The sequence below is a fragment of the Bacillus sp. NPDC077411 genome, from assembly GCF_044543425.1.
In the GTDB taxonomy this organism is placed as follows: Bacteria; Bacillota; Bacilli; order Bacillales; family Bacillaceae_G; genus Bacillus_A; species Bacillus_A bruguierae.
Genome location: NZ_JBITWA010000017.1, coordinates 56,783 through 74,414, shown reverse-complemented (window position 1 = coordinate 74,414; position 17,632 = coordinate 56,783). Strand labels below are relative to the sequence as shown.

General features: G+C 35.8%; 16 protein-coding genes. 15 read left to right on the top strand and 1 reads right to left on the bottom strand.

Annotated features, from left to right (window positions below):
* Positions 1 to 170: 170 nt before the first annotated feature.
* The 11 genes from phaZ (at position 171) to ACIGHG_RS19350 (ending at position 13,063) form a co-directional block, all read left to right on the top strand.
* Entirely contained in the window at positions 171 to 1,067 is an 897-nt protein-coding gene (phaZ, locus tag ACIGHG_RS19400; RefSeq protein ID WP_336473048.1) for an intracellular short-chain-length polyhydroxyalkanoate depolymerase, read from the top strand.
* A gap of 407 nt (positions 1,068 to 1,474) precedes the next feature.
* A complete protein-coding gene (locus ACIGHG_RS19395; RefSeq protein WP_396550038.1) occupies positions 1,475 to 2,650 on the top strand; it encodes an MFS transporter in 1,176 nt (391 codons plus the stop codon).
* A 4-nt stretch (positions 2,651 to 2,654) separates the two neighbouring features.
* A complete protein-coding gene (locus tag ACIGHG_RS19390; protein WP_090917069.1) occupies positions 2,655 to 2,861 on the top strand; it encodes an NETI motif-containing protein in 207 nt (68 codons plus the stop codon).
* 485 nt (positions 2,862 to 3,346) lie between these two features.
* On the top strand, positions 3,347 to 3,538 hold the full coding sequence (locus ACIGHG_RS19385; protein WP_090917139.1) for a DUF378 domain-containing protein: 192 nt from the start codon (positions 3,347 to 3,349) through the stop codon (positions 3,536 to 3,538).
* Positions 3,539 to 3,752: 214 nt separating this feature from the next.
* The gene (serC, locus tag ACIGHG_RS19380) at positions 3,753 to 4,835 is read left to right on the top strand and encodes a 3-phosphoserine/phosphohydroxythreonine transaminase (RefSeq protein ID WP_396550035.1); all 1,083 of its coding nucleotides are present in this window, start codon (positions 3,753 to 3,755) and stop codon (positions 4,833 to 4,835) included.
* Between the two features lie 12 nt (positions 4,836 to 4,847).
* Positions 4,848 to 6,020, top strand: coding sequence for a 3-phosphoglycerate dehydrogenase family protein (locus ACIGHG_RS19375; RefSeq protein WP_396550033.1), 1,173 nt, complete (start codon positions 4,848 to 4,850; stop codon positions 6,018 to 6,020).
* 87 nt (positions 6,021 to 6,107) lie between these two features.
* Positions 6,108 to 7,355 (top strand): DUF1015 domain-containing protein, encoded by a 1,248-nt coding sequence (locus ACIGHG_RS19370; protein ID WP_396550031.1) that lies wholly within the window; start codon positions 6,108 to 6,110, stop codon positions 7,353 to 7,355.
* Positions 7,356 to 7,445: 90 nt separating this feature from the next.
* The gene (locus ACIGHG_RS19365; protein WP_396550073.1) at positions 7,446 to 8,123 is read left to right on the top strand and encodes a response regulator transcription factor; all 678 of its coding nucleotides are present in this window, start codon (positions 7,446 to 7,448) and stop codon (positions 8,121 to 8,123) included.
* Position 8,124: 1 nt separating this feature from the next.
* A complete protein-coding gene (locus tag ACIGHG_RS19360) occupies positions 8,125 to 9,516 on the top strand; it encodes a sensor histidine kinase (protein ID WP_396550029.1) in 1,392 nt (463 codons plus the stop codon).
* 277 nt (positions 9,517 to 9,793) lie between these two features.
* Entirely contained in the window at positions 9,794 to 12,106 is a 2,313-nt protein-coding gene (locus ACIGHG_RS19355) for an AAA domain-containing protein (RefSeq protein ID WP_396550027.1), read from the top strand.
* Positions 12,107 to 12,208: 102 nt separating this feature from the next.
* Complete coding sequence (locus tag ACIGHG_RS19350; RefSeq protein ID WP_396550025.1) at positions 12,209 to 13,063, top strand: GNAT family N-acetyltransferase; 855 nt, start codon at positions 12,209 to 12,211, stop codon at positions 13,061 to 13,063.
* A gap of 64 nt (positions 13,064 to 13,127) precedes the next feature.
* Here the strand turns inward: ACIGHG_RS19350 and ACIGHG_RS19345 are convergent, their stop codons facing one another.
* Positions 13,128 to 13,967: an alpha/beta hydrolase gene (locus ACIGHG_RS19345; protein ID WP_396550023.1), complete on the bottom strand. Its 840-nt coding sequence runs from the start codon at positions 13,965 to 13,967 to the stop codon at positions 13,128 to 13,130.
* A 98-nt stretch (positions 13,968 to 14,065) separates the two neighbouring features.
* On the opposite strand from ACIGHG_RS19345, the gene ACIGHG_RS19340 reads away from it, so the two are divergent.
* From ACIGHG_RS19340 to ACIGHG_RS19325, 4 genes are all read left to right on the top strand, one after another.
* Positions 14,066 to 14,644 carry a GNAT family N-acetyltransferase gene (locus ACIGHG_RS19340; RefSeq protein WP_396550021.1) on the top strand — a complete coding sequence of 193 codons (579 nt, stop codon included), beginning with the start codon at positions 14,066 to 14,068 and terminating at the stop codon, positions 14,642 to 14,644.
* 12 nt (positions 14,645 to 14,656) lie between these two features.
* Positions 14,657 to 15,154 (top strand): GNAT family N-acetyltransferase, encoded by a 498-nt coding sequence (locus ACIGHG_RS19335; RefSeq protein WP_336473038.1) that lies wholly within the window; start codon positions 14,657 to 14,659, stop codon positions 15,152 to 15,154.
* Positions 15,155 to 15,679: 525 nt separating this feature from the next.
* Positions 15,680 to 16,309, top strand: coding sequence for a YdcF family protein (locus ACIGHG_RS19330; protein WP_396550019.1), 630 nt, complete (start codon positions 15,680 to 15,682; stop codon positions 16,307 to 16,309).
* Positions 16,310 to 16,435: 126 nt separating this feature from the next.
* Positions 16,436 to 17,590 carry an acyl-CoA dehydrogenase family protein gene (locus ACIGHG_RS19325; RefSeq protein ID WP_396550017.1) on the top strand — a complete coding sequence of 385 codons (1,155 nt, stop codon included), beginning with the start codon at positions 16,436 to 16,438 and terminating at the stop codon, positions 17,588 to 17,590.
* Positions 17,591 to 17,632: the final 42 nt, after the last annotated feature.

Sequence of the window (17,632 nt, the reverse complement as noted above, 5' to 3'; positions counted from 1 at the left end):
ACCTAGCTAACTATATCTGTTTTTTTCTGAATTGTCTAGTAGTCCATCGTTATGCTTATGTAAAAATAAGTTAATTCAGATTGAGAACATATATTCTGTGTGGTATTATTGAGTTAGAATTTTCTGTCTTTTGTAATGTGTGTTATTGATAATTTTGAGGGGGAAACAGAATGATGAAACCTGCCATTATGAAATCGGTAGCATTATCAAATGGAGAAACAATTGCTTATCAAGAAGCGGGAAATGGAACAGAAATATTGGTGCTTATTCACGGAAATATGACATCTTCACAGCATTGGGATTTAGTTATAGAACAACTGCAAGATTCTTATCATATTTATGCCCTTGATTTACGTGGTTTTGGATTTTCGACTTATCATCATCCGATTGATTCATTGAATGAATTTGCAGAAGATGTGAAGTTGTTCGTGGATGAACTGCAATTAAAAAAATTTTCATTGGTCGGATGGTCAATGGGGGGAGGAGTTGCTATGCAGTTTGCAGCAGCTTATCCGATGAATGTGAATAAACTCATATTGGTAGAATCAGTAGGAGTGAAAGGATATCCAATTTTTAAGAAGGACATAAATGGTCAACCGATTGTATCTAATCTTTTAAAAACAAAAGAAGAAATAGCTAAAGATCCTGTTCAAATTGCACCAGTTGTCCAAGCTTTAAAACAAAAGGATAAGCAGTATTATCGTAATATCTGGAATTTACTTATTTATACGCATCATCAACCTAGCCCAGATCGCTATGAAAAATATCTTAATGATATGTTGACGCAGCGCAATTTTGTTGATGTAAATTATGGACTTGTAACATTTAATATATCCGATGAGCATAATGGAGTTGTAGCCGGGAACGGGGATATGAATCGTATTCAAGTGCCAACATTAGTTCTTCAAGGTAATCGTGATTATGTGGTGCCTAAAGTAGTTGGTGAAGAGTTGGCAAAGCATTTGCCAAATGCGAAATTGGTCGTGTTAGAAAATTGTGGGCATTCTCCATTTATCGATTGTTTAGAAGCATTTATCAATGAAGTAACCGAATTTTTGAAAGAGTAGCTGCGTTGTTTCCTACCTGTAAATAAGAAATGTGTAATAGGGGCGTTTTGAAAAAGAGAAAGATTATGGAGATTTTTTATACAGAACCAGCTACTTTCGTACAGATATTGATTCCAGAAGTAATGGTTTCTCAATCAATTAGTTATAAAGTTTGGTATACGTATATTCAACAATTGTATTTTTAGACATTCCTTCTAGTGTGTGGGACAAAATATTATATGACCTATTCTTATTTGCATCTAGTACAAGGTGTAGTTGTGTAGCCATATGTAAAAGCTCAAATAGGGGAAGGATGAAAGCTAGAAGTCTGGACTTCTAGCTTTATTTTTGTGGAAATTGAAAGTATACGATTTAAGGATTAACCAGCTATAATAAAGGATGTGAGTTTGTAGAGGGAGCGTAATAAAATGGGAAAAAGGTATACGTTTTGGATCATGGTTGGAATTGTTGCGATTTCTGGACTTTCACAAGGCATGCTGTTACCAGCAATCGCAATGATTTTTGAGAAGGAGGGAATTAGTTCAAGCTTTAATGGCATTCATGCAACGGCATTATATATTGGTATTCTTGTTATTTCACCTTGGCTTGAGAAACCGATGCAAAAGTTTGGAATGAAACCTCTTATTGTAATTGGAGGATTCATTGTTGTTGGAGCATTATTTGTATTTACGCAAACATTTTCTTTTTGGGTATGGTTTGTTCTTCGTTTTTTAGTTGGGGTAGGGGATCATATGCTTCATGTTGGAACACAGACGTGGATTACTACAACTGCTAGTCCGCACAAGGTAGGAAAACAAGTTTCTATATACGGAGCATTTTTCAGTATTGGTTTTGCAATGGGACCTTACTTAGCAAGTACAGTAAAATACGGTATTGCAACACCATTTATTGTATCAACTGTCCTTTGCTTAATAGGTTGGTTATTGTTAATTCCAACGCAAAACGCATTTCCTGATCAAGGAGAAGCGAATCAAGAAAGTGAATCATCTTTGCAGCGCTATAAGCAAGTGTGGATAATCGGATGGATTGCGTTACTTGCACCGTTAGCTTATGGTGTATTAGAAGGGATGCTTAATAGCAATTTACCTGTATATGCGATGAGGAAAGGTTGGTCAGTTGAACAAATTTCATTTTTATTGCCAGCGTTTTCGATTGGTGGAATTGTTACGCAAATACCACTTGGTATACTTAGTGATCGTCTTGGAAGAGAGCGTATTTTAACATGGGCATTTAGCGTCAGTACAGTGATTTTTCTATTAGCAGCTATATTCGATGAATATTATGGGCTTGTATTTATATGTATGTTATTTGCTGGCATGGTTATTGGATCATGTTTTTCACTTGGACTCGGTTATATGACAGATTTATTATCTAAGCATTTATTGCCAGCAGGAAATATTTTGTGCGGAATTGCTTTTAGTATCGGAAGTATTACTGGTCCTGTATTAGGTGGAATATTTATAGAGAAAATACAATATACAAGCTTTTTCTTTGCCGTTATGATCATTATGGCAGTAATATCGATTGTTTATGTGATATATATGAAAAGTCAAGCAATGATAAGGAAAGTAGAAAGTAGGTAAAACAATGACAAAGCAATTAAAAAAGAAGAAATTTGAAGTATTACCAGATGAAACAATTGCACAGTGCCTCGAAAGAATGGAAAAGGAAGGGTATGCACCGTCCCGCCGCATGGAAGAGCCTATTTTTCATGAGGTGAAAAGAGATGGAAAAACGGTTGTAGAGCCTTGTGGACGAAAAATAATATTTGAAGGAAAGATAAAAACGGTATAATATGCAATGCTATATATACAAGATAAACCCCCTTTCTTTTTAAGGGAGGACGAGAGCGTCTAGCCGCGTATAGAAACGGTCAGGGCCTTTTCCTACCACATGCAATGTTTAAAACAAAAGTAGAAAGCAAGTAGTGGTCATGGTGTATTCTGCATAGCAGCGACTTATAAAGAAAAGCGCAGCCGACTGTTTAGGCCTGTTGACTAAGGGTCTTAGACATGAGGGCCTAGAAGGCAGAGCTAGACAAAGATGTCGAAAAATGAAAATGGATATATAGTTTGCATGGTTTTTATCGGAAAGCTGGCAAGCCCACCCACTTTAAGATTCGAAGGAGATAAATGGCGGGAGTGTTCATTTCATACGAAGAAGGTATGAATACTTTTTTAAAGAGAAAAAATAAAAATAAAAATGGGAAAATTCAAGAATTCCATGCATATAATATAGCGAAAGGCCTTTCACCATTTTTCACCAAGGGGGCAATCATAATGAAATTTTTGTCGTACCTTACAGCAATTCTGGTGATTATTGGCGGTTTAAACTGGTTATTTGTTGCGCTAGATTTTAATCTAGTGGAAAAACTTTTTGGTTCTGTACCGGCACTTGTTGATACCGTTTATTGGCTTATTGGTCTTTCTGCACTATATCAAATTTACGACCGTTTTTTTGCAAGTAGTTAGCAATTATACAATTATTATTTTAAGTGTTAAGCAGACGTGCTTAACACTTTTTTGTATTAATACGAAAGGAAAGAGCTTCATAAAAACTGCTCATGAGAACGGTTCCAATGCTTCTTAGAATAAAATGGAGAAAACAATTTGACCGAGTATTTTATATGAGTTATAATTCAGAAAGTTTTAAAATTTATAAATATAAAAGAAAGAGGGGAATAAGATGCATCGAGTATACAATTTTTCCGCGGGACCATCTACACTTCCTATTCCTGTTTTAGAGCAAGTACAAAAAGAATTATTGAACTATCAGGAAACAGGCATGTCTATAATGGAAATGAGTCACAGATCTAAAACTTTTCAGGATATTATAGACGAAACGAAAAGTCTACTGTGCGAATTAATGAATATCCCTGAAAATTATGAAGTACTTTTTATACAAGGAGGCGCATCTTTACAATTCTCCATGATTCCACTAAATTTAATGCACCGATATAAACAAGCCGCATATGTACATACAGGTTCCTGGTCAAAGAAAGCAATTCAAGAAGCAGAAAAAATCGGAACGGTTTCAGTTGTTGCATCTTCTGAGAATGACCGATTTACATCTATTCCAGAAATAAATCGTACACTTCTCTCTCGAGAAATAGATTATATGCATATTACAACGAATAATACAATTGAAGGTACACGTTATGTAAACATTCCCGAGACAGGAGAAATCCCACTCGTTGCTGATATGTCCTCAAATATTTTATCTGAAAAGTATGATGTAGCAAAGTTCGGTCTTATTTATGCTGGAGCACAGAAAAATTTAGGACCTGCAGGGTTAACGATTGTCATCGTTCGTAAAGATTTAATTGGTGCTGCGCATTCTTCTTGCCCGGTTATGTTAAACTATGAAACTTACAGTAAACATAATTCACTTTATAATACGCCACCAGCTTTCAGTATTTATGTAACAAAGCTAGTTTTACAGTGGCTGAAAGAGCAAGGAGGCGTGCAGGAAATTGAAAAAAGAAATTACAAAAAAGCAGCAATTCTATACAACTTTTTAGACGAATCAAGTGTGTTCACTTCACCAGTACATACTACATACCGCTCTTTAATGAATATTCCATTTACAACGTCTTCTAATGAACGAAATGCATTGTTTCTTCAAGAAGCGAAAAAGCATGGTCTTGAAGAATTAAAAGGGCATCGCTCAGTTGGCGGCATGCGTGCTAGTATTTATAACGCAATGCCAGTGGAAGGCGTACAAACGCTTGTGAATTTCATGTATGCATTTGAAAAGAAGTACAAATAAGGGGATGAGAAAATGTTTCATATTCAAACGTTGAATCAAATTGCTGAAAAAGGAATTGCTGCGTTTTCAAAAGAGAGATATAGAATAGGAGAAACAACCAAGAATCCTGATGGTATTTTATTGCGAAGCTACTCATTGCATCACGAGGAGTTTTCAAGTGATTTAAAAGCAATTGCAAGAGCGGGGGCAGGTGTAAATAATATACCAGTGGAACGGTGTACAGAGAAAGGGATTGTTGTTTTTAATACACCAGGGGCTAATGCAAATGCTGTAAAAGAACTTGTACTTGCAAGTTTAATTATGTCATCTCGTAATGTTGTAGACGGTATTGTATGGACAAAAGAGCTGCAAGGTGAAGAAGTGCCGCAACTTGTCGAGAAAGGGAAAAAGCAATATGTTGGTTCAGAGATTTCCTCGAAACGTCTTGGGATTATTGGACTAGGTGCAATTGGTGCTCTTGTTGCAAATGATGCCTTATCATTAGGAATGGACGTTGTTGGTTATGATCCATATGTTTCTGTTGAAACAGCTTGGCGATTATCTAGACAAGTGCAGCGAGCGTTTAGTTTAGAAGAAGTTTTTGCAACGTGCGATTATATTACCTTGCATGTTCCATTAGTAGAACAAACGCGAGGTCTTATAAATGAACATGCATTTCAAGTGATGAAAAAAGGAGTTCGTATTTTAAATTTTTCTCGAGGGGAGCTTGTTGACGAAGATGCATTAGAACGAGCGCTTCATATAGGGGTTGTGAAGCATTATATAACAGATTTTCCAAACGAGCGTGTGTTGCAAATGAAAAATGTGATTGCAACGCCGCATCTTGGGGCATCTACATACGAATCAGAGGAAAATTGTGCGGTTATGGCTGCCCGGCAATTGCGAAGCTTTTTAGAAACGGGTAATATCCGCAATTCAGTTAATTATCCAAATGTAGAATTGCCGTATATCGGCAAGAACCGAATTACAATTGCGCATCAAAATATTCCAAACATGGTTGGACAAATTACGGCATGCTTGGCAGAGCATCATATTAATATTGCAGATATGATTAACCGTAGTAAGGGCTCTTTTGCATATACAATGATTGATATTGATAATGGCATAGATGATATTATTAAAGAAGATGTTGTAGAAAATATTAGAGACATTGCAGGTGTCGTAGCAGTACGAATGATTGTATAAAGTGAATTTTCCATCAGTAGGGAATTCATCCCCTGTTGATGGGAATCGAGCTTACTACCCGTTAATATAGATAAGGAGGAGATTTCAGTGGCAACAATTAAACCATTTCGGGCAATTCGTCCTATACAAGAGCGTGCAAAAGAAGTAGCTGCTCTTCCATATGATGTACTCAATAGTACGGAAGCAAGAGAAATTGCGAAAGATAATCCGTATTCGTTTTTGCATATTGACAAGGCAGAAATTGACTTAGATCCATCTGTTTCTCTATACGATAATGCGGTATATGAGAAAGCGAAGGCAAATTTACAATATTTGATCGAAGAGAGTGTGCTTATACAAGAAGACCGACCATGTTTTTACATTTATGAACTTACGATGGATGGTCGTTCTCAAACTGGACTTGTTGTTTGTACATCAATTGATGAATATATAAACGACACAATTAAGAAACATGAGCGGACAAGAGCTGAAAAAGAAAAAGATCGTATCCGTCATGTTGATGTCTGTAATGCTCATACAGGGCCTATTTTTGTAACATATCGCGGGAACAATGAAATTGTAAATGTAATCGCGAATTGGAAAATAACGCATAGCCCTGTTTATGACTTTACAGCAGATGATACAATTGGACATAAAGTGTGGATTATTCATGAAGAAAGAGTTATCGCTACATTAATCGAATTGTTTGAGGACATACCTTCTTTATATATTGCTGATGGTCATCATCGCTCTGCATCGGCTGTGAAAGTTGGAATGATGCGCCGCGATACGCATGCAGACTATACAGATGAAGAAGAGTTTAATTACTTTTTATCTGTACTTTTTCCGAAAGAGGAATTATCAATTTGGGATTACAATCGCATTGTAAAAGATATAAATGGGTTATCAGAAGCACAATTTTTACAAGCGATATCTCAAGCTTTTTATGTAGAAAAAGCAGAAGTAGCACCTTTTAAACCGACAGAGCGTCATACGTTTGGAATGTATTTGAATAAAGTATGGTATAAATTGACTGTAAAAGAAGATAGGGTTGATGAAAAGGATGTCGTAAATAGATTAGATGTATCAATTTTACAAGATCAATTATTGCATACCATTTTACAAATTGATGATCCAGGTACAAATGACAAAATTGATTTTGTTGGAGGAATACGAGGACTGAAAGCGTTAGAGCGAATGGTTGATGAGGAAGGATGGGCCGTTGCTTTTTCAATGTATCCAACAACAATGGAAGATTTATTAGCTATTGCAGATGCAGGGGAAGTAATGCCGCCAAAATCAACATGGTTTGAACCAAAACTTCGCAGCGGTTTATTTATTCATTCGTTGGAATAGAAGAGGGAGCAAATTGCTTTCTCTTTTTTTCTTGCATATTATGTACCTATCTTATAATGTATAGTCGTACTGACTGAAGGAAAGGGTTTGATATATATGATACATATTTTGTTAGCTGATGATGATTTACATATAAGAGAGCTCCTTCGTTATCACCTTCAAAAAGAAGGATATACAGTGTGGGAAGCTGAAGATGGAAAAGCAGCACAGGCTATATTAGAGAAAGAAACGATTCATTTGGCAATTGTTGACATCATGATGCCACATGTAGATGGTTACACACTTTGTGAAGAAATTAGAAAATATTATGATATACCAGTTATTATGTTAACAGCAAAGGATCAGTTAGTAGATAAGGAGAAGGGCTTTTCTGTCGGGACAGATGATTATATTGTAAAGCCATTTGAACCTGCTGAAGTATTATTTCGAATGAAAGCATTATTACGCCGTTATCAAATGTTAAGTGCAGATGTCATTCAATTGCATGGAACGACAATCGATCGAAAAAGCTATGAAGTACGTTGCCAGGAACAAACCATTTTGTTACCGTTAAAAGAATTTGAGTTGTTATCACAGCTAGCGAGTTACCCAGGGCGGATTTTTTCTCGTGAAGAATTAATTGAACTTGTGTGGGGAGTTGATTTTTCAGGAGATGAGCGCACTGTAGATGTCCATATTAAACGATTACGTGATCGTTTTTCGAAACGAACAGATGATTTTCAAATTAAGACGGTGCGTGGTCTTGGATATAAATTGGAGTTGAAATAAAATGAGATCATTATATTCACGATTTGTTATCATTTCGATTGTCATTATGCTAGTTAGTAGTACGATTGGGTTTTTATTATCAAATGTGTATTATCATCTTTATTTGAAACCGTATAATAGTGAAAAGATTTTAAAATACGCACAAGAAGTAAAACATTTATATGAGCAGTCCGATGAACAAAATCGAGAGGAGTATTTGCAATCTATTTCTAATCTTGGTTTTGAAATTTATGTGGTAGATGATCAAAAACAAGGAAAACGATATGGAAATGCATTTCGAAAAATTAACGTGAGTGACGAAACGATAGAGAGTGTATTAAAGGGTCATACATACAACGGTATTTCGACGTATCCTACAAGGTTATTTATAACAGGTTTTTTTGATAATGAACTCTTAAATAGTATTGGGATTCCAATTCAACATGATGGAAAGCAATATGCTCTCTTTATTCGCCCAGATATTCAGCAGCAATTTGGTGAAATGCGTATTTTCTTTGCTGTATTATTATGTTTAATGGTCGGATTAAGTATTATTTGTATTGCAATTGCAGCACGGTTTATTGTACGTCCTATTCAGCTTTTTACAAGTGCAACTAAAAAAATTGCAAATGGAGAGTATGAAGTAGCTCTGCCAGAATATCGAAAAGATGAAATCGGAACACTGGCTGTCAGCTTTCGGAAAATGGCAAAAAGCCTAAAGGATTTAGATCGGATGCGACAAGAATTTGTTTCAAACGTTTCTCATGAATTTCAATCTCCACTTTCATCAATTCAAGGGTTTTCGAAGACGTTACAAACAAATGAGATGAGTGAACCCGAGCGTAAGCGTTATTTGAAAATAATTGAATCAGAAAGTAGACGTATGTCTACTTTGTGTAAACAATTATTAACGCTTGCATCTCTTGATAAAGAAGAGAGGGTTTTAAATAAGAAAACATTTGATGTAGGTAAGCAAATAAGAGATGTTATTTTTATGTTAGAGTGGCAATGGCGTGAGAAAGATGTCGCAATTGAATTGGATGTTCCAAGTATGCAAGTGCACGGAGATGAAAATTTGCTCCATCAAGTGTGGACAAATTTACTGACGAATAGTATTAAATTCACAGAAAGTGGCGGGACCATTTCATTTTATGGAGAAGAGAAAGAAACGGAATTGTATCTCGCGATTTCTGACACAGGGCTCGGTATGAGCGAAGATGAGATTGACAAGATTTTTGACCGATTCTACAAAGTGGATGAGGCGCGAAATAGAACAATCGAAGGCAGTGGACTGGGGCTTTCGATTGTGAAAAAAATTATTGACCTTCATGAAGGAAGTATTACTGTACACAGTGTAAAAGGCGAAGGAACTACGTTTACAATTTATCTTCCGAAAATAACTAGTAATGTTTAAGGTATATACGAGTTGAAAATGTCATAAGAACCCATCTCTTTTTTAGGGGGATGAGAGCATCTGGCCGTGCATAGAAGTGGTCAGGGCCTTTTCCTGCCACGTGCGAGGTTTAAAACAAAGGGAGAAAGCTTGTACAAAAAGAATTGATAAAATGAAAAAACGCGGTAAAATGTTACAGCGTTTTTTTTACGTTCTATTTCAAAACACTTAATCTATTCTTCATCAGGAAGCATTTCACTTTTAATCAAGCTATAGATTTATGGTATAGTGAGAAAGTATGTTTGCAGTAGAGGAAGGAGATTTAAACATGATTACATCTGCGCAAACTTCTTCATTAACAGAAACGATGAAAGAGTGGCATGAAGCGTTAACATATGAAATTAAACATTGGAAGACAGTTGGTGGAAGCAAATTATCTATTATAAATGGAAGGTTTTTATATACGGACTATGAAAGTAGTGTCTATGTATTTCAGCTTATTTCTGAGGTGAGTTTACCAGACGGAACACCGATTCGAATTGAATTTGACGGTGAAGAAGCAACAGGGGAAGTACTATCTGTTCAAGGATTGGACATTGAAGTCAAACTTAATTGTTATATGCAGCAACATATACAGGAAGCGGTGTTATATAGTGAGCCGTGGCAGCTGTTAGAACAATTGCAAGAACGTTTAAAGGAAGTAAGGAAAGATAAACAAAAGCGTCAGCGTGTGAAACGGTTATTACAAGGAACTAGTGAACCAAAACATATTGTGAAAATGAAAACAGTGAAAAATGAACTTGCATACCGAGCTTTTTACAATGCAACAACGTACGTCTGGGGACCGCCGGGAACCGGAAAATCATACAATTTATCGCGCATTATTGCAACTCATTATCAAAGCGGGAAATCTGTTCTTGTATTAGCACATAGTAATGCAGCGGTTGATGTATTAATGAGCGAAGTAACAAAGCAAATTGAGAAAAAAGAGAAGTGGGTACCGGGAGATGTGATTCGGTATGGTTTTAGTCAAAATGAACAAATTCGCAATCATGAAACGTTATTAACTACGCGATTAGTTGAATCAACAAATGAAGAATGGGAAGAAGAGAGGCTCTATTTAGAAGAATTAAGACAAGAATTAAGGCAAAAAATTCTTTCTTATAAAGCGACTTCTGCTGAAAAGAGAAAAATGCAGGAAATAGAAGGAGATCTTCGCAAGCAAAAAGCAAAAGTGAAAGAAGTTGAAAAAGAGTATATTGAAAATGCAAAAGTCATTGGGGCAACATTATCGAAATGTGCAATCGATTCACTTGTTTACGAAAGAACGTTTGATCTTGTGGTTGTCGATGAAGTAAGTATGGCATATGTTCCGCAAATTGCCTTAGCAGCTTCTTTAGGAAAGCGTATTGTTGTGTGCGGGGACTTTCTACAATTACCGCCAATTGCTTTATCGAATCATGAGCTTGTGAATAAGTGGTTAAAAGAAGATATGTTTTATCATGCGGGAATAGTAGAAGTGGTAAATGAACGTAAAAAGCATCCGAATTTATACATGCTGCAAGAGCAGCGGCGTATGCATCCACATATTTCAAGCTTTACGAACAAATTTATTTATAAAAACGAAGTGTTCGATCATCCTTCTGTTATAGAGCGAGATAAAATAGCGACTTTACAGCCTTTCATGAAAGAAGCAGCGGTTTTACTAGATACAAGTAATATGGGCGCTTATTCATTAAAAGACGTAGCATCAAGTTCACGTTATAATATTTTTTCTGGATTAATAGCGATGCAGCTTACGCTAATTGGCTTTCTGGATGGAATACCGTCAATTGGTATTGTAACACCATACCGTGCTCAGTCGCGCTTTTTATCAACGTGCATAAGGGAATTTCTTCAAAAAACAAAGTTCAAAAATGCGCCGGTACTAGCGGCAACCGTTCATAAATTTCAAGGATCTGAGCGTGATATGATTTTGTTCGATACAGTTGATAGCTATCCGCAAGAACGACCGGGTGTGCTCTTCTTTGATCAAAAAAACCACCGTCTCGTTAACGTCGCAGTTACGAGGGCGAGAGGGAAATTTATTCAACTATCAGATTGTCAATATATGAGGCGAAATCTTTCGCGAAAACAAGCTTTATCTCATTTAACGTCTCATATACAAAGGCAAGGAGATGTGTATGATCGTACAACATTGAGGGCGATTCTAGAGCGGAAGATTACGAAAAGATTGCGGTGGTTTGTACAAACAAGCAAAGAAGAAACGAAAGTATTATTAAAAGATATAATCTCAGCGAAAAAGAAAATCATTGTATCTATTCCTAATTCAAGTCGTATAGATAAAAGAGTATGGCAAGTATTAGCGCGTGCAGAAGCGTCGGTAATGATCTATACAGAAGGTCAAGTTCCGATAAAAAACGTACAAGTGCATCGTCAAAATAAAGTAATGCCATTTGTTATTATCGATGACGATATCATGTGGGTAGGTGCCCCATTAACATCTCAGATGATCTTTGATGGTAGTCCAGAATTTCCGTATATAACAGCAAGACTACAAGCTCCGCAAACAATTGGAGTACTAAAAGGGTTTTTAGATATAAAAATATAGAGTTCTCTTCAAAATGGATTTATATAGTATGGGAAATAAATCAAAGATAACCTCAGACAAAAGTGTCTGAGGTTATTTTGGTTAAACATAGGTTGTAAAGGAATGACTTCGAATTTGTCGAATAAATGTTATGAGGTGAAAGAAATGGAATTGTTAACAGAAATAGATGAAAGTTGTAAAGAAGAAATACGATGTTGTTTATATAGGGAAGAGATGTTTCAAACATTAGCGATTCAAGGTTTGGAAAATGAACAACTTGGAGAATGGTATGTGGAGAAGGATGACAATGAAATAACTAGCATTTTGTATATAAAAGATGAAGGGAATACATATTTTACTACGTTTTGGATAAAAGACAAAACCAAACTTTTAGTTATCGCAAAACAGATCGAGTGTTTGAAAAGAAACTCTATACTTCTTGCTGGGAAGAGTGAATATGTAGAAAATATTTTTAAGTATTTAGGGATAAAGGAGGAGATTAGTAGGGATATTCATTATGTATATAGTCAGAAATGTACGAAAGATACAGATGTTCCAATAGTTAGAAAAGCTATTCATAATGAATATGATATATCGTTCATTCATAAATTTTTCATTCACTTTTTTCAGCCGAGTAATGAAGAACAGTTGCAGCGTTTGATCAATAAAGAAAAAATAAGCAATGATATTGAGAAAGGGATTTTTTTTGTTATGCATGACAATGTGCCAATCGGAATGGGGAGATATGGAAGTTATACAAAGAATTACATTGAATTCACAACATTTTATGTTGAAGAAAAATTTCGTGGGCAAAAATGTGGAAAAATATTATTGTCTCATATGATTTCGGATTGCTTGAATTGTGGTAAAATCCCTATTTTACAAACATCTTCTAATAATATATCAGCTAGAAGTTTGTACGAAAAACTTGGTTTCAAGGAAGTAACAGACTATAGTTTTACATTTATCCCGCATTAACGGACAATAAGATTCCCACCTCAAGATATAGACAAAAGCAAAAAAGAGAGGTGGGGATAGTGAATTAAGAACAAGGCCAATTTTTTCTTATTTCCTCTACTACAACCTCTGGATTATCCCAATGTAACAAATGAGTAGTGTTAGGAATTTGTTTTACTGTTCCGCTTGTTTTCTGCTCAAAAATGTTTGCTGTCTTATCTCGATATTCATCCATGCTGCTCGGTAATGTAGCTCTGAGTAAAATAATATTGGATGGCAGGTTTTCATAAATATCTGCTGTTTCGTGTTTATGCATAGCTTTAATAATATTTCCAGCTGTTATGCCTCTTGCGTGCCAACACACTTTATTATTCTTTTCTAGGCCAAGATCCTTTACTGCCATTTCTATGAGTGGAGACCACCTTGTATATGCCTCTTTTTCACTTTTGAAGAAACCTTTCCAATCATCAAATACATATTCCTCAAAATCTTTTTCATGGTAAGCGATCTCTTCTTCCATAGTTTGTTCCTTAAGTCTTTTCGTTTGATAGCCACCATCAATAAGAATGGAACCCTTTACTCTTTCTGGATATTCCGCTAAATAAAATAATGATAAAAAACTTCCCCAAGAATGTGATAAGAAATAAAATTGACCAATCTCAAGACGATCCAATAAGTCGTTTAGCCACGTTGCCAAACGAGGCATTTCGTATTCTTCAGCTTGTTCAAATGGAGAAGTTTTACCGTGTCCAGGCGCATCAATTGCAATAAACCTATACTCCTCTTTAAGTTGCTCGGCAATTTCGATAAAGCTAAGACTCGTACTGCCTAATCCGTGTAAACAAAAGATTACAGGGTTATTTTCATTGCCCCATTCTGTAATATGTATATCTGTTTTTCCATTGTTGATAAAATAGTGTTTCAAAATATATTCCCCCTAAGTCGCTTCAGTTCGATACTTTTGAAAATTTATACAATTAATACTATTATATAATAGAGATGGAAAGAAAAGGGGACTGTTTTATGGAATTTATATATAATCGAGCAAAATTGCAATTATTATCTATAAATGATGTAGGACCATTGTATGCCATTATTGAAAAACACCCAGATATTTGGACATATTTAATAGCGAAAATGGATTGCTTAGAAGATATGGAAATATTAGTTGAAGAGTCAATAGAAAAGTATAAAAGGGGAGTTGACATTCCATTTACTGTAATTGATCAAACGACAAATGAGGTTGTAGGAACGACGCGGCTATACAACATATCAAATGATTGCAAAACAATCGAGCTTGGACATACTTGGTACAGTCCAAGCGTTCAACGTACAAGTGTAAATACAGAGTGCAAATATATGACGCTTCGCTATGCATTTGAAGAGCTAGGAATGTTGCGTGTACAAATTAAAACAGATGCTCGCAATGAAAGGTCTCAGCGAGCAATCGAAAGGCTAGGGGCAGTAAAAGAGGGAGTAATGCGAAATGAACGGCTACTTCCAAATGGATATGTGAGGGATGCAGTTGTTTATAGTATTATCTCATCAGATTGGTCAAGTGTAAAAGAACGATTAGAAAATAAATTAATGTGTTATAGGTAGAGGGGGATAAAGTTGCCGTATATAGAAACAGAGCGTTTAAAAATGATTTCTTTCACATTAGAATTAGTAGAGGCTACTATAAAAGGAAATGAGGAGCTTTCGAAAATAATTCCTTATAAAATTTCTAAGCAATGGCCTATGCCTGATTATGCGGAAATTTTACCGTGGAAAGCAGAGCAACTACAAGAAAAACCGGAAAGTAGTAGGTGGAGTGGTCTTATTATTCATAAAGAGGATCATACAATTATTGGTGATATGGGCTGTAAAGGTGGTCCAGATGTAAATGGGATTGTTGAAATAGGCTACAGTATTGTTCCGGATTATCAAGGAAAAGGATATGCTACAGAGATGGTAAAAGGTCTTGTGCAGTGGTTATTAAATCAACAAAATGTAACGACGATTAAAGCGGAATGTTTAACAAGTAATACTGCTTCTGCGAGGGTATTAGAAAAATCCGGTTTTTGTTGTGTGTTACAGGAAGAGCATATGAAATATTGGATTTTAAAATAATAGTTTAAGAGAAATGTTCCCTAGCATGTTAGGGGGCATTTTTTCTTACAAAACGATTACGGATTTTATATACTTTTGTTTCATGATTCCATTCTGCAGAAAAATTCGCTACAATATAGAGGTTAAGAATTTGAGAGAAATATAAATTGTTATTGTAAATAGACTACTTATATATATAAGTTAAAAGAACGGCATAAAAACCTCTTTCCTTTTAGGAGAGACGAGAGCAGCTGGCCGTACATAGAAGCGGTCAGGGCCTTTTCCTGCCACATGCAAGGTTTAAAACAAAAGAAGAAAGCGAGTAGCGGTCATGTTATGTTTTGCATAGCAGCGACTTAGATGGCGAAAAAATGAATATATATCAGTGTGAGATATAAAAATCTCTTTTTTATTTCAACCTCTTTTATAGAACTGCTATTAAGAAAACTACCTTCTTTCAAATGAATTCAAATAACGAATTAACCAATTATTCAATTAAATGAATTTTTGTATAAAGTATGTATGAAATACGGGGGCTATCAGTTTATGAAGAAAAAAAGAAGTATTAAAATAAGGATGGTGCAGGCACTCTTATTCATACTTGGTTCCATTATTGTATTTGTGAGCTATGCGGCGTATGATATTTGGCATTATCGTTCTAAGACAGATCAAGTTGATACAGATGCGGCAATTGTGTTAGGGGCCGCTTCTTGGAATGGGAAACCGTCACCGGTACTTCGCGAGAGAATTAATCATGCCATTTCTCTCTATCAAAATGGAAGTGTTAAAAAAATTATTTTTACAGGTGGTACGAAATTTGAAGCAGAATTAGAAGAGGCGCGTACGTCAAAAATATATGCATTAAAGCATGGTGTGAGAGATGAAGACATTTTAATTGAAACGGAATCGCGTTTTACAGAAGAAAATTTGAAAAATGCTCTGCAGATTGGAAAAGAACATGGCTTACAAACGTATACAATTGTAAGCGATCCGCTTCATATGAAACGAGCGATGCGAATCGCTAAGCATCTCGGTATGAATGCATATTCTTCACCAACACCAACGTCTGCTTACCGTAGTCTAGACACAGAGTTACCGTTCTTTTTTAAAGAATTGTGTTCTTATATTGGTTATGTTGCATCCTTACCTGTCCGGTTTGTGAAGGGGGATGGATAAGTGAGATTTCCTAATGTATTAGGAAATCTTTTTTTGTTTAAAGCATTGTTTTTCTGTCGGAATAGTGCAACAATTGAGGTGTAGATTAATATGTTTAAGAAAAAGAATGTGTAAAGGGCTGATGAAATGGATTTTGTAAGAACGAAAGAGCAACAAGAGCGACTTAGTGAATTACAACCATATATCACTCTATTTTCAAAGAGAGAACAGCAGTTAGATAAATTGTATTCATTTCCTTTTGAAAATATAGAAGATTTAAAAGAAATTGAGTATACATCATGGACAGTTCCAAAGGACGAAGGCGGTTTAGGAATGTCCTTATATGATTTTTTACTATTTCAAGAATATATTGCACAGGGCGATGGTGCAACGGCACTATGTATGGGATGGCACCTTGGAATTATATATGAGCTTTCTGAAAATCGTTTATGGGATAAGGAAATGTTTTCTTGGCTTTGTGAGAAGGTGAAGGACGGAGCGCTTGTAAACCGAGCAGCAACAGAACGAAATACGGGAAGTCCGACAAGAGGAGGAAAGCCAGAGACAACAGCAGTAAAAAAAGGAGATATGTGGATTATTTCAGGCAGAAAAACATTTACAACGATGGCACCGGTATTAGATTATTTTCTTGTTTCCGCATCTATAGAAGGAACGGAAGAAATAGGTGAATTTCTTGTTCCGCGTACTACAGAAGGTGTCTCCATTGAAGAAACGTGGGATAGTGTAGCTATGCGTGGTACAGCAAGTCATGATTTGATTTTAGAACAAGTAGCAGTTCCATATAAATATTTTGTTGAGAAAATTTCTCCGCGTAGTATAGAAAAGAGAAGAGGATGGCTTCTGCATATTCCGGCTTGTTATCTTGGAATTGCCCTATCTGCACGCCAGTATGCTCTACAGTTTGCAGCAACGTATCAACCAAATAGCTTGAAAGCACCAATAGCGATGCTACCAAATGTGCAAAGATTAATAGGAGAAATAGAATTAGAAATCATGCAAGCTCGTTCTTTTTTATATAGCGTTGCAAAGCGATATGAAGAAGAACAAATACAGAGTTTGCAAGCAGAGATGGCTGCGGTGAAGTATGTTGTGACAAACGCAGCGATTTCTATTGTTGATAAGGCGATGCGCATCGTCGGAGCAAGGAGCTTATCTGAAAAAAATCCATTACACCGTTATTACTTACATGTACGCGCTGGACTTCATAATCCTCCAATGGATGATGTGACAATTTCGCTATTAGCACAGCATGCTTTGCAAGATTTTGATGTTAAAAAATAGGTACAATTCTTTCTTTTCGTATATAATTAAAATAGAAAATGT